This is a genomic window from Yeosuana sp. (genome assembly GCF_057126245.1).
Genome location: NZ_DBNGMQ010000081.1, coordinates 73,233 through 86,975 on the forward strand (window position 1 = coordinate 73,233; position 13,743 = coordinate 86,975).

The window sequence follows — 13,743 nt, forward strand, 5'->3', positions numbered from 1 at the left end:
TAAATGGGATCAGAAGCGATTATAGTATTTTTATTAGCTGGAATTGTATTAGTTGCAGGAGCGAATTTCTTATCAAATTTAATTTCTCATAAATCAGATAATCCACAAAAACGAGAACCTTATGAAAGCGGAATGGTTACTATTGGACCTACTTGGGTACAGTTTAAAGTTGGCTATTACCTCTTTGCTATATTATTCTTAATTTTTGATGTTGAGGTGGCATTTTTAGTGCCCTGGGCTGTTGTTTTTAAAGATTTTGGATCTGTAGCTATTATTGAGATACTTGTTTTCCTATTTATTTTAGGATTAGGGTTAATTTATGCATGGAAAAAAGGAGCATTAAAATGGGAGTAGACGACAAAGAACGATATTTATCACAAGCCGAATATAGAAACAATCAAATTCCTGAAGATTTCCCTGGAAAAGTTATTCCGGCGGGAAATGGAGCTAACGTGATTGTTACTTCATTGGACAAAATAATCAATTGGGGGCGATCAAATTCACTTTGGTCGCTTTACTTTGGTACCAGTTGTTGTGCCATTGAAATGATGCAAACTGGTGCGGCCAGACATGACTATTCAAGATTTGGTTTTGAAGTAGCAAGACCTTCCCCGAGACAAGCAGATTTAATTATTATCGCAGGAACTATTGTCAATAAAATGGCACCGGTATTACGTCGTTTGTACGACCAGATGGCAGAACCAAAATATGTTATTGCCATGGGAGCTTGTGCAATTTCAGGAGGCCCATTTTTCTATAACACCTATTCTGTAGTAAAAGGAGCAGATCATGTTATTCCAGTTGATGTGTACGTACCTGGTTGTCCGCCTCGTCCAGAAGCGTTGTTACAAGGTATGCTCATGCTTCAAGATAAAATTAGAACTGAGAATTTGAAGCATAAAGAAAATCCTATTGACGGATTTGATGAAGGTAAATAATAAGAAGCTATGACTAACGAAGCCTTACAAAGTTTAATAAGCAACTGGATTCCAGATTTAGAATTTTCTGAGGAAGAATCGCAATTTTTAAATATTGCGGTTACGCCCGAACATCTTCATAAATTAATGAGAGATTTAAAGACTAATAAAGAAACTAGTTTCGATTATTTATTCTGTTTAAGTGGTGTAGACTGGCAACCAGAATTAGGTGTTGTTTATCATTTAGAGTCTACAGCGCATAGGCATATGATGGTTGTGAAAGTAAAAACTGCTGATAGGGAAAATCCAAAATTGGATTCCGTTTGTGATATATGGAAAACAGCCGAATTTCATGAACGTGAGGTTTTTGATTTCTTTGGAATAACATTCAATAATCATCCTAACTTAAAGCGTTTGTTTTTAACAGAAGAATGGGAAGGCTTTCCTTTAAGAAAAGACTATGAAGATGAGATTAATATGGTTATTAAATAAATGATGATGGAAACAGCGGCAATTAAGAGCAATTTCAAATCAGAGGAATATTTCATTAATATGGGGCCACAGCATCCTGCTACGCATGGGGTGTTACGACTTTTATTAACTATTGATGGTGAAATCATTAAAAAAGTGGAGCCAGATTTAGGATACATACATCGTTCTATTGAAAAAATGTGTGAACGCGATAGCTATCAGCAAATCGTGCATCTTACGGACAGAATGGATTATTTGTCATCTCATATAAATAATGAAGCCGTTTGTTTAACGGTTGAAAATGCCCTTGAATTAGAAATCCCAGACCGTGTAAAAGTGATTAGAACTATTCTTAGTGAGTTAACGAGAATAGCGTCTCATTGTTTATGGTGGGGTGTAATGGGAATGGATGTAGGTGCGTTAACAACCTATTTCTATGGCTTTAGAGATCGTGAAATGATTAATGATATTTTTGAAGAAACATGTGGTGCGCGACTCACGATGAATTATAATATTCCTGGTGGATTAATGTTTGATATTCATCCTAATTTTGTTAATAGAACCAAAGCGTTTATTGCTCATTTTAAAACAAAATTACCTGAGTATGATACCTTATTAACAGGTAACGTTATCTTTCAAAAAAGAACAAAAGGGGTAGGCGTTTTATCAAAAGAAGATGCTATTTCATTCGGGGCTTCTGGTCCCGTTGGTCGCGGCTCTGGTTATTCATGTGATGTTAGAAAACATCATCCCTACAGTGCCTATGATAGAGTTACTTTTAATGAAGCGCTTCTAACAGAAGGAGATACCTTCGCAAGATATCAAGTGAGGATTCAGGAAATGTGGGAGTCAATGGCAATCATTGAACAATTGATTGATAATATTCCAGAAGGAGAACATAAAGTAGCAACCAAGGCTGTTATAAAATTACCAAAAGGTGAATTTTATCAAAAAGTAGAAACGGCGCGTGGTGAATTAGGAGTTTATATTATTAGTACAGGAACAAAAAATCCGTATCGAGTCAAGTTCCGTTCACCTGGATTTTCAAATTTATCATTATTAAACCATATAGCAGTTGGTGGAAAAATAGGGGATTTAGTAGCATCTATGGCTACGTTAGATCTTGTAATACCAGATATTGACAGATAATATGAGCACAATGAATATATCTTTAAGCATAACAGAAACAATTCAAGATTGGCTTATTACGATGATGCCAGAAGGCGTTGCGAGCATTGTTGCAATGGCCTTAGTTGCATTGATTTATTTAGCAATTTTTGCTGTGGCTGGATTGTACTTGGTACTTCTAGAGCGAAAGGTGGCTGCTTGGTTTCAATTGCGAATCGGACCCAATAGAGTTGGTTTTTGGGGACTGTTTCAAACCATGGCAGATGCCTTAAAATTAGTTTCAAAAGAGTTGACAGGTACTGTTAAAGCCGATAAATTTTTATACAATTTAGCGCCTTATTTTGTCATTATATCTTCATTAATGGCATTAGCGGTGTTTCCGTTTACCAAAGAATTTCAAGCCTTTGATATTAATATAGGAATCTTCTTTTTAATTGCCATTTCATCCATTGGTGTTATTGGTATTTTATTAGCTGGTTGGAGCAGTAATAACAAGTTTGCTCTTATTGGAGCAATGCGTAGTGGTGTGCAAACTATCAGTTATGAATTGTCAATTGGGTTGTCTTTGTTAACGATGATATTATTAACAGGCAGTTTACAATTATCAGAAATTGTAGAGTCACAAAAGGAAGGCTGGCTAATTCTACAAGGTCATGTGCCTGCTATCATAGCGTTTATGGTATATATGATCGCTGGAACCGCGGAAACTAATAGAGCACCTTTTGATATGGTTGAAGCTGAATCTGAATTAGGAGCAGGTTTCCATACAGAGTATTCTGGAATGAAATTCGCCTATTTCTTTTTGGCAGAGTTCATCAATATGTTCATTATTGCAGCGATTGCAACAACGGTATTTTTTGGTGCTTGGTTATCCCCTTTCGGAATAACAGAATCTCTTCCTTGGTTAGGTGTTTTCTGGTTCTTAGGCAAAACCTTGGTATTAGTATTTCTAATGATGTGGTTTAGATGGACATTCCCGCGCTTGAGAGTAGATCAGTTATTAACACTTGAATGGAAATATTTGTTACCAATCAATTTGGTTAACATCGTGATAATGGCCATCATTGTTTGGTTGAACTTAACCATTAAATTTTAGAGGCATGAGTTATTTTTCAGATATATATAACGGAATAAAAACACTGCTAACCGGTATGAGTGTTACCGGAAAGTACTTTTTAACTTCCAGAAAAGGAGCGATTACACAGGAATATCCCGATAACAGAGATACCTTAAAGATGTTTGAACGTTTTCGTGGTGAAGTCGTGATGCCTCATGACGAAAATAACGAGCATCAATGTACTGGTTGCCAAAAATGTGAAATAGCTTGTCCTAACGGAAGTATAGAAATAATATGGGATAGGGGTATTGATGAAGCAACGGGAAAAAAGAAAAAAAAAATAGACAAGCACGTATATCATTTAGGATTATGTACCATGTGTGGTTTGTGTATTGAAGCGTGTCCTACTGATGCTATTGTCTGGGCTCAAAATTATGAGAACTCAACGTATGATAGAACGCAATTAACAAAAGTGTTGAACAGACCGGGATCAAAAATTAAAGCTGGCGTAGAAGATTAAGCATATGGAAAAATATATATTTTACATTTTATCGGTTATAATCATTGCATTTGCATTGGCTTCAGTTAGCAGCCGTAAAATGCTTCGTTCTGTGATATACCTATTATTCGTTTTGTGTGGAATAGCAGGTATCTATTTTTTAATTGATTACAATTTTTTAGCAGCCATTCAACTTACCGTTTATGCAGGTGGTATTATAGTACTTATTATTTTTTCGGTATTGCTCGTACATCATATTGAAATGGAACTTGAAATGGCTAAACCATTAAGGAAAGTCCTTACGAGCTTATTATGTTTATTAGGTTTAGGCGTTTTTTTATATACCATTTATAATAATGATTTTAATGTTGTAGAAAATAACGTTACTACTTCAACGGCTGATATAGGAGCGAAACTTTTAAGCTACGATACAGGCGGATTTATATTGCCATTTGAGGTAATAAGTGTATTGCTCTTAGCTTCTATGATTGGATCTATTGTGATAGCTAAAGGAAGAAAACTAAATGATAAAAATAACGAGGCGTTATGATAGCAGGCATTAGTATATACGAGATTTTAACGGTAACATCCATGTTGTTTTTTATTGGGATATACGGTTTTATAACACGGAAAAATTTGATTTCAGTATTGATTTCTATTGAATTAATATTGAACGCATCTGTGGTGAATTTTGTGGTGATTAATAAGTATTTATATCCAGATATGTTGCAAGGGGTGATTTTTTCAATTTTTATTATAGCCGTTGCAGCCGCCGAAACAGCCTTGGCAGTTTCCATAATTATTAATCTTTATAGACAGATTAGTTCTGTTGAGGTTAAAGACACTGAAATCATGAAATATTAATAGGTTGAATTATGAAATACTCATTTGCAAAATATACAACCCAACTGAAGATATTTTTAAGAGTATTCCATCTGACTACTAAAATAATAAACACAAACAGATGAATATTAGTTACACGATATTAATTCCTTTAATTCCACTGGCAGTATTTTTATTGTTAGGGCTTAATAGTAAAAGAATAAAACCTGCAATTTCTGGTTACATAGGAGTTCTTGGGTTGTCTACTTCTGCGGTATTATCGTTTTATACAGCCTATCAATACTTTTTTGTAAATGGAAAAGTGGATGGCGTTTATCAAACCTTTGTCAATAAAAGTGTATGGATGAATTTTACAGACACCTTGCATATTGATATGGGTGTTTTAATTGATCCTATTTCAATCATGATGCTTATCGTGGTTTCTATTGTATCACTCATGGTTCATATTTATAGTAGAGGTTATATGAAAGGCGACGACGGGTACACCCGATTTTTCTCATACTTATCACTGTTTACGTTCTCCATGTATGGATTGGTTTTGGCCACAAACCTCTTCCAAATTTATATTTTTTGGGAATTGGTGGGAGTGTCTTCGTTTTTGTTGATTGGCTATTATTATACTAAACCATCAGCTGTTTCTGCAGCGAAAAAAGCTTTTATAGTCACGAGGTTTGCCGACTTAGGATTCCTAATAGGGATTTTAATTATGGGTTATTTTACAGGAACCTATGATTTTGAAACCTTAAATAACCCAGAAGGAAGTGCTATTTTAAGTTGGGCATCTACATCATTTATGGGTCTTTCAGTTATCACTTGGGCATTATTATTAATATTTTTAGGGGGCGCTGGAAAATCGGCTATGTTCCCGTTGCATATTTGGTTGCCCGATGCTATGGAAGGTCCAACACCTGTTTCCGCATTAATCCACGCAGCTACTATGGTTGTGGCTGGGGTTTATTTAGTAGCGCGACTATTCCCAATGTTCTATTTTGTCGAACATGGTTTTGCATTGAATGTTGTAGCGTATGTAGGTGCTTTTTCTTCATTGTTTGCAGCAATCATAGCAATTACTCAAACCGATATAAAACGAGTTTTGGCATTTTCAACCATGTCACAAATTGGTTATATGATGCTAGCTTTAGGCGTATCTGGTTATGATGGTCACGAAGGCGTAGGGTATATGGCATCTATGTTCCATTTGTTTACGCATGCCATGTTTAAAGCCTTATTGTTTTTAGGAGCTGGTTCTGTAATTCATGCAGTACACAGTAATTATTTAAAAGATATGGGCGGTTTACGTAAGTATATGCCTATTACGAACATCACTTTTTTAATCGCAGCATTGGCCATTTCGGGTGTGCCACCATTTGCAGGATTTTGGAGTAAAGATGAAATTTTAGTAGCTGCTTTTGAACACAATAAACTTATCTATTATGTTGGTGTGTTTGTAGCAGGATTAACAGCCTTTTATATGTTTAGAATTTACTTCGGAATCTTCTGGGGAAAAGAAAAAAAATATGAGCACGTCCCTCATGAATCACCACTATCAATGACAGGACCTTTAATTGTTCTTGCTATATTTAGTGTTTTAGGAGGGTTTATTCCTTTCAGTGAATTTATTACTCCAGATGGAGCAGGATTTGAACCTCATTTAAACTATAAATTAGCTGCCATTGCAACAGGTGTCGGTTTCATTGGAATTACACTGGCATGGGTATTTTATAAAAAAGAGAACAGCCTATCAGACAAATACGCAACCGCATTTGGTCCTTTTTATAAATGGGCATCTGATAAATTCTATTTTGATGAAATTTATTTATTCATCACAAGGAAAATCATATTCAAGTATCTTTCTGCGCCTATTGCAAAGTTCGACAAAAAATATGTAGATGGTACCATGGAAGGCATTGGTAACAAAACCGTTTTAATTTCTAAAGCCATAAAAGGAATTCAATCGGGTAGGGTGCAAGATTATGCGTTTTCATTTGTTATGGGAGCTGTCATCATAGCATTAGTATTTATTTATTTATGGACAAACTAAATGGATTAATATGGATATTTTAACTCTTTTCATAATTGTACCTATCATCACCGTTATAGCTTTAATCTTTTCTAAAGGTTTAGAACGAGCGCGTGTTGTTTCAATGATTGGAAGTTTCATTCAACTGGGTATGGCAATCAATTTAGTGTTTGCATATTTGAGAGAAATAAAGGTTAATAGCGACATTATGGTATTTACCAAAGATGTTGTCTGGTTCAAAAATTTTAATATTCATTATAATATTGGGGTTGATGGTATTTCGGTTGCTTTGATATTATTAACGGCTATTGTAGTTCTGGCTGGTGTTTTTATTTCATGGAAGATGAAAGAATTGCCTAAAGAATTCTTTATTTCACTTATTGTACTGTCATTAGGGGTTTATGGGGTGTTTATTTCCATTGATTTATTTACCTTATTTGTGTTCTTTGAGATCGCTGTAATCCCCATGTATTTGTTAATTGGTATTTGGGGCTCTGGTCCTAGAGAATATTCAGCAATGAAGTTAACCTTAATGCTTATGGGTGCTTCGGCTGTTTTATTAGTGGGTATCTTAGGAATCTATTTTAATTCCAATGCAGATGGAGGTGCTTTAACATTCAATATTCTGGAAATAGCTAAGGTTAGTATTCCTATTGAAGCACAAAAATTATTTTTCCCATTTGTATTTATCGGTTTTGCTGTTATCAGTGCATTATTTCCATTTCATACATGGTCACCAGATGGTCATGCTTCGGCACCAACAGCGGTATCAATGTTGCACGCCGGTGTTTTAATGAAATTAGGAGGTTATGGCGTGTTTAGAATTGCTATGTTTTTACTACCAGAAGGCGCATTGCATTGGTCTTGGTTCTTTATTATTTTAGCGGCTATCGGTGTTGTTTATGGGGCTTTTTCAGCCATTAGGCAAACCGATTTAAAATACATCAATGCCTATGCCTCTGTGAGTCATCTAGGTTTGGTATTGTTTGCGCTATTAACGCTCAATAAAATAGCTTGGAATGGAGCCATCATTCAATCACTATCACATGGATTATTAACGGCCTTATTTTTTGCACTTATTGGAATGATTTATGGAAGAACGCATACAAGAGATATAACCAAACTAGGAGGGATGATGAAAATTTTACCTTTTATTGGGGCAATTTATGTTATTACCGGATTGGCCTATTTAGGATTGCCAGGGTTTAGTGGTTTTGTGGCAGAAATGAACATTTTTGTTGGGGCCTTTCAACAAAATTCAGATACGTTTAATAGAATACTTACTATTTTGGTAGTGTCTTCAATAGTTGTGACATCGGTATATATTCTAAGATTAGTTGGAAAAATTATGATGGGACCTTTAGAAACCAATGATATTAATGACCTGCCAAAAGCAACTTGGTATGAAAAAACAGGTATTTTGTTATTAATGATTCCAGTAATTGGAATTGGTGTAGCACCGTTCTGGTTAAGTGAAATGATTATGAATAGTTTAGAACCCTTTATTCAAGGAGTATTATAAAATTAAACAGATAACTAAAATGAATTTTAGTAGCTTTTTATTGATGCGACAAGAGATTATACTTCTAACAATTATAGTATTGTTATTAGTTGCTGAAATTTCAATTCCAAAAACCAAAAAACAGAGCATCGTTCATTTGGCAATTTTCTTATTTGGAATTCATACGATTGTTGGTTTTTTTGCCATGGATTCAAGTAGTCTATTCGGAGGTATGTTTAGAACAAGTGAATTAATTCACTTTTTTAAAAATGTGCTTAATGTTGGGGTATTTATTCTATTGCTTCAATCAGCAGACTGGTTACAAGAGAAAATAGTAGATCAAAATAGAGGAACTGAATTTTTCATCCTCTTATTTTCCTCATTATTAGGAATGTATTTTATGATTTCATCAGGTGATTTCTTGATGTTTTATTTAGGATTAGAACTCTCTACATTACCAGTAGCAGCTTTAGCAGCTTTTGAAGTAACTAAAAGAATTTCTAGTGAAGCAGGAATTAAATTAATTTTGTCCGCAGCCTTGGCTTCGGGTGTTTCGTTATTTGGTATTTCCATGTTGTATGCAACCTCAGGATCCATTTATTTTGATGATATTATCACAATGATTTCGTCCACGAATTTAACAATATTAGGATTTATATTATTCTTTACTGGTTTAGCCTTTAAAATATCCTTAGTGCCATTTCATTTTTGGACTGCCGATGTCTATGAAGGTGCACCTATTAGTGTGGCTTCCTATTTATCAGTTATTTCAAAAGGAGCGGCTGTTTTTATACTCATGATTTTATTGTTTACCGTATTTAAAACCTTAATGCATGTTTGGGAAAACATAGTTTATGTAATAGCACTGGCAACCATGTTTATAGGTAATTTATTCGCCATAAGACAGCAAAACATGAAACGCTTTTTAGCATTTTCATCTATCGCACAGGCAGGATTTATTTTGTTAGGATTAATCACAGGAACCCAATTAGGAACCGCTACCATTATATACTTTGTAATGATTTATATCTTTTCCAATTTGGCAGCATTCGGTGTCGTTCAGGCCATTTCATTAAAAACGGGCAAGGAGAATATGAATGATTATGAAGGCTTATACAGAACCAACCCTAATCTAAGTTTGGTCATGATGTTAGCGTTATTTTCACTCGCTGGAATTCCACCAGTGGCTGGTTTTTTCGGTAAGTTTTTCTTGTTTACAGCGGCCGCAAGTGAAGGATATTATGTATTGGTCTTTTTAGCTGTTGTTAATGTAACCATCTCATTATACTACTATTTGTTGGTAGTAAGAGCTATGTTTTTAAGAACAAGTGATCAAGCCATTCCGTATTTTAAAAATAAATTATATATGAGATTAGGGCTTTTAGTCACTGTTATAGGGATTTTAGTTATAGGTCTTTATAGCCCATTGTATGATTATATTTTTGAATTAAGTAGTAATTTAAATTAGAAGATTATGTCATTGACAGGAAGTCATAAGTTTGGGAGTATTGGAGAAACGAGAGTTACGTTTGTTGAAAAAGGAGTTGATGATAATAGGCGAGATTTTTTAAAAAAACTATTAGAACATAATGGTTTTGAGGTTATTATCGATGAAGAAAAACGAAAATCCGAAGAAGACCCACAGTTATACACAGTAGCCGTAACCGATATGGTTTTTAATCCAACCATATGGGTGTATCAAAGAAAATTAAAAACCTTTGATGGCCATAAAGTTAATCAAGATTATTGGGAACAACGTTCTGAAGATACCAATCCGCATTATTGGAATAATGGAGAGAAATAATTTTCTTTATATTTTAAACGCAAGAACTCCATATATTCTTCTATTTTAAACCTGAGTCGATTACTCTAAAAAATATATAAAGCTATGAAGTTAATTATCAGGTTGTGTACAGTCGAAACCTGATAAAATCTCGGTAGTTTAAACCTTTCGTTTCACGTCGTAAGGCGACATTGTTATATTTTTAATTGAATTAAATTCTTAAAATTAGTATATTATTTTTTACTTGTTTTTATCTCTTAGAGCATCATATTCCTACTAAATTAATAGGAATTATTTTTTTATTCTGAATTAAATTTTATTTTTGCTACTATTTCTTATTCTTTTAGGAAAATGAGAAATAAAAAGAAAAAAAATTAATTGCTATGGAAGATGTTACCATTAAAATAACAGATAGAAAAGGAACCAAACATGACATTGTAGCGCCAACCGATATGGCTATGAACCTTATGGAAGTGGTGCGTTCTTATGAATTAGCTCCTGAAGGAACTATTGGAGTTTGCGGTGGGATGGCTATGTGTGCTTCTTGCCAGTGTTATATATTAAGTGATACAGAATTACCAATAAAGCAAGACGAAGAAGATGCGATGCTTTCGGAGGCGTTTTATGTAAAACAAAATAGTCGTTTAGGCTGTCAAATACCTATTACACCAAACCTTCATGGTTTAGAAGTAGAATTGGCTCCTGAGAGTTAATATTTTTAATTTAAACTAAGGCTGTAAATCCTAAAAAAGCTAAAGATAAAAGTCCTGCAACTAATAAGTTAATTGGGACACCTTTCATGCCTTTTGGAATATCAGCTAGTTCAAGTTGTTCGCGTATACTTGCAAAAACAATTAATGCTAAGGCAAATCCTATCGAGTTTGAAATAGCGAAAAATACGGCTTTTAATAAGCTGCTATTATCTAAACCTAGCGCTAATATGGCGACACCTAAAACGGCACAATTTGTTGTTATTAAAGGAAGAAAAACCCCTAATGCTTGATATAAAGGTGGACTTACTTTTTTCAGAATTATTTCTACCATTTGAACTAATGCGGCAATAACCAGAATAAAGGTGATGGTTCTTAAATAATTTAATCCGGTAGGAACTAACACATATTCATGTAACAAATATGTCACGGTCGTAGCTATGGTCATTACAAATAATACAGCGCCAGACATTCCGATGGATGTTGATACTTTATTAGAAACTCCTAAAAAAGGGCAGATACCTAGAAATTGTGATAATACAATATTGTTTACGAATACGGCAGCTATGAGTATAATGACATAATCCATATCTAAGTGGTTTTTGTTGTTAATTTATTGAAGATAACGGTTAAATACGCCAAGGCTATAAAAGCGCCTGGTGGCAGTATGAATAGTATAAACGTATTCGCATCATCAGGAACAAAAGAAACCCCGAACAAACTACCACTCCCTAATATTTCACGCACAGCCCCTAAAGCAGTTAAAGCTAACGTAAATCCTAAGCCCATTCCTAAGGCGTCAATTACAGAAGACAATACATTGTTTTTTGAAGCATATGCTTCTGCTCTTCCTAATATGAGGCAATTAACCACGATAAGCGGAATAAAAATTCCTAATTGCTCGTATAAAAAAGGAACAAATGCTTCTAAAACCATTTCAACAATTGTTACAAATGATGCTATAATGATAATAAAAGCAGGTATTCGAACTTTTGCTGGTATTTGGTTTTTTACTAATGAAACAACAACATTAGACATTAGTAATACAAAAGCTGTAGCTACACCCATACCCAGACCATTAAAGGCCGAAGAGGTAACACCCAACGTTGGGCACATACCTAATAACATTACAAAAATGGGATTTTCTTTAATAACTCCTTTTAAGAAATTTTGCTTTTGATTAAGTGTTTCAGCCATAATTCTTAATGTTTTAATTCAATTAACGAACTATTATTTTTTATAAAAGCATCATAAGCCATTTGTGTTGCATCACAAAAAGCTCTTGAAGAAATAGTAGCACCTGTTAAAGCATCAACATCACCTCCATCTTTTTTTACTTGCAATTTAAAGTCTGAAATATTGATGCCTTTAAATTGTTTTATAAATTTATCTTCTGTCATTTTAGTGCCTAAACCAGGTGTTTCTTTTTGTTCTAGAACAACCGCATTTTCAATATCTCCATTTGGTTTGAAACCAACCATAAGTTTCACTAAACCACTAAACCCTTTGTTCGTTGAGCCAATAACGGCAGCGCCAACAAATTCATTTTTTGAATATGCAGGATATATTTCTATGCTATCTGAAACCTTATCATATTTTATCATTTTGATATCTTCAACAGGATTATTATCAAACACAGGTAACACCAATTTTAAGGCATTGATCTTTTTTTCTAGCTTTGCTTTGGCCTTTGGTTCTATGGTTAAATCATTAACAAACCCTAATGCAAAACCAGATACTAATGTAATGACCAAAAGTGATAGCAACATTCCGAAAAAAGTAGATTCTTTCTTGCTCATAGTTATACGATTTTAGCTTTTATTTTTGAGCCAAATCTTCGAGGCTTAAAATATTTATTGATTAATGGCACGAAGGCGTTCATAATTAAAATAGCAAACGAAATACCTTCGGGATATGCTCCAAAAAGCCTTATAACAACCGTTATTATTCCTATGCCAATAGCAAAAATAATCATGCCTTTTTTCGTCATAGGGCTGGTCACTAAATCTGTTGCCATATAAAAGGCCCCCAAAATAGCGCCACCTGATAAAATGTGAATAATAGGGTTGGCATAATGTTCAGGATCTAATAACCAGAAAACACCAGTCAAAACCGCCATAGTCATTAAAACCATAACTGGAATATGCCATGAAATAACGTTTCTAAATATTAAATATAGGCCTCCAAGTAATAGGGCTAGGGCCGACATTTCTCCTATAGAACCTCCAGTAAATCCAAATAACATCTCAATAGTAGAAGGGATTCTCGAACTAATTTCAGTCATAGTTTCGCCATATTGAAGTCCTTCTTTTATAACGCCAAGAGAGGTGGCTCCAGTTACCGCATCTACAACATTGGTGTTATTTTCTATGGCTGTTGGCCACATCGTCATTTGAACGGGAAAGGATACCAATAAAAATACACGACCAACTAAAGCGGGGTTAAAAATATTAAAGCCTAAACCTCCAAAAGATAGTTTAGCAACGCCGATGGCAACTAATCCACCAACAATAACCATCCAAATAGGTAAGTTTGAAGGTAAATTGAATGCGAGTAAAATTCCTGTGAGTAATGCAGAACCATCGGTAATTGTTACCGCTGTTTGTAAAAGATATTTCTGAATGAGATATTCAAACAACACACATGAGGCAATAGCAATAGAGGTTACGATTAAAGCGCTTATTCCAAAAACATACATAGATACTAAAAAGGCAGGTAGTAATGCTAGAATGACATCATACATTAGTTTTTTAGACGTTCTATCTGAATGCACATGTGGAGAAGCGGATACAATAATGGGTTGCGTACTCATAG

General features: G+C 34.4%; 17 protein-coding genes. 13 read left to right on the forward strand and 4 right to left on the reverse strand.

Features of this window, described 5'->3' with window-relative positions:
• Positions 1–3: 3 nt before the first annotated feature.
• The 13 genes from AC15TD_RS11200 (at position 4) to AC15TD_RS11260 (ending at position 10,932) form a co-directional block, all read left to right on the forward strand.
• Positions 4–354 carry an NADH-quinone oxidoreductase subunit A gene (locus AC15TD_RS11200; RefSeq protein WP_484452237.1) on the forward strand — a complete coding sequence of 117 codons (351 nt, stop codon included), beginning with the start codon at positions 4–6 and terminating at the stop codon, positions 352–354.
• Entirely contained in the window at positions 345–938 is a 594-nt protein-coding gene (locus AC15TD_RS11205) for an NADH-quinone oxidoreductase subunit B (protein ID WP_484452238.1), read from the forward strand. The genes AC15TD_RS11200 and AC15TD_RS11205 overlap by 10 nt, the downstream gene beginning before the upstream one ends.
• 9 nt (positions 939–947) lie before the next feature.
• A complete protein-coding gene (locus AC15TD_RS11210; RefSeq protein ID WP_484452239.1) occupies positions 948–1,409 on the forward strand; it encodes an NADH-quinone oxidoreductase subunit C in 462 nt (153 codons plus the stop codon).
• 6 nt (positions 1,410–1,415) lie between these two features.
• Positions 1,416–2,537, forward strand: coding sequence for an NADH-quinone oxidoreductase subunit D (locus AC15TD_RS11215; RefSeq protein ID WP_484452240.1), 1,122 nt, complete (start codon positions 1,416–1,418; stop codon positions 2,535–2,537).
• Positions 2,538–2,547: 10 nt separating this feature from the next.
• Entirely contained in the window at positions 2,548–3,612 is a 1,065-nt protein-coding gene (gene nuoH / locus AC15TD_RS11220; protein ID WP_484452241.1) for an NADH-quinone oxidoreductase subunit NuoH, read from the forward strand.
• 4 nt (positions 3,613–3,616) lie between these two features.
• Complete coding sequence (locus AC15TD_RS11225) at positions 3,617–4,093, forward strand: 4Fe-4S binding protein (RefSeq protein WP_484452242.1); 477 nt, start codon at positions 3,617–3,619, stop codon at positions 4,091–4,093.
• 4 nt (positions 4,094–4,097) lie between these two features.
• A complete protein-coding gene (locus AC15TD_RS11230; RefSeq protein WP_484452243.1) occupies positions 4,098–4,622 on the forward strand; it encodes an NADH-quinone oxidoreductase subunit J family protein in 525 nt (174 codons plus the stop codon).
• Positions 4,619–4,936: an NADH-quinone oxidoreductase subunit NuoK gene (gene nuoK, locus AC15TD_RS11235; protein ID WP_484452244.1), complete on the forward strand. Its 318-nt coding sequence runs from the start codon at positions 4,619–4,621 to the stop codon at positions 4,934–4,936. The genes AC15TD_RS11230 and nuoK overlap by 4 nt, the downstream gene beginning before the upstream one ends.
• Before the next feature lie 100 nt (positions 4,937–5,036).
• On the forward strand, positions 5,037–6,956 hold the full coding sequence (gene nuoL, locus AC15TD_RS11240; protein ID WP_484452245.1) for an NADH-quinone oxidoreductase subunit L: 1,920 nt from the start codon (positions 5,037–5,039) through the stop codon (positions 6,954–6,956).
• A 10-nt stretch (positions 6,957–6,966) separates the two neighbouring features.
• Positions 6,967–8,457, forward strand: coding sequence for a complex I subunit 4 family protein (locus AC15TD_RS11245; protein WP_484452246.1), 1,491 nt, complete (start codon positions 6,967–6,969; stop codon positions 8,455–8,457).
• Positions 8,458–8,476: 19 nt separating this feature from the next.
• Complete coding sequence (locus AC15TD_RS11250) at positions 8,477–9,904, forward strand: NADH-quinone oxidoreductase subunit N (protein WP_484452247.1); 1,428 nt, start codon at positions 8,477–8,479, stop codon at positions 9,902–9,904.
• Positions 9,905–9,910: 6 nt separating this feature from the next.
• A complete protein-coding gene (locus tag AC15TD_RS11255) occupies positions 9,911–10,240 on the forward strand; it encodes a hypothetical protein (RefSeq protein ID WP_484452248.1) in 330 nt (109 codons plus the stop codon).
• 362 nt (positions 10,241–10,602) lie between these two features.
• Complete coding sequence (locus tag AC15TD_RS11260; protein ID WP_484452249.1) at positions 10,603–10,932, forward strand: 2Fe-2S iron-sulfur cluster-binding family protein; 330 nt, start codon at positions 10,603–10,605, stop codon at positions 10,930–10,932.
• 10 nt (positions 10,933–10,942) lie between these two features.
• On the opposite strand, the gene AC15TD_RS11265 is transcribed toward AC15TD_RS11260, so the two are convergent.
• The 4 genes from AC15TD_RS11265 to AC15TD_RS11280 are packed head-to-tail and all read right to left on the reverse strand — an operon-like array spanning position 10,943 to position 13,741.
• A complete protein-coding gene (locus tag AC15TD_RS11265; RefSeq protein ID WP_484452250.1) occupies positions 10,943–11,518 on the reverse strand; it encodes an electron transport complex protein RnfA in 576 nt (191 codons plus the stop codon).
• Between the two features lie 2 nt (positions 11,519–11,520).
• The gene (locus tag AC15TD_RS11270) at positions 11,521–12,126 is read right to left on the reverse strand and encodes an RnfABCDGE type electron transport complex subunit E (RefSeq protein ID WP_484452251.1); all 606 of its coding nucleotides are present in this window, start codon (positions 12,124–12,126) and stop codon (positions 11,521–11,523) included.
• A 5-nt stretch (positions 12,127–12,131) separates the two neighbouring features.
• Complete coding sequence (locus AC15TD_RS11275; RefSeq protein WP_484452252.1) at positions 12,132–12,728, reverse strand: RnfABCDGE type electron transport complex subunit G; 597 nt, start codon at positions 12,726–12,728, stop codon at positions 12,132–12,134.
• Positions 12,729–12,730: 2 nt separating this feature from the next.
• Positions 12,731–13,741: an RnfABCDGE type electron transport complex subunit D gene (locus AC15TD_RS11280; protein WP_484452253.1), complete on the reverse strand. Its 1,011-nt coding sequence runs from the start codon at positions 13,739–13,741 to the stop codon at positions 12,731–12,733.
• Positions 13,742–13,743 lie beyond the last annotated feature (2 nt).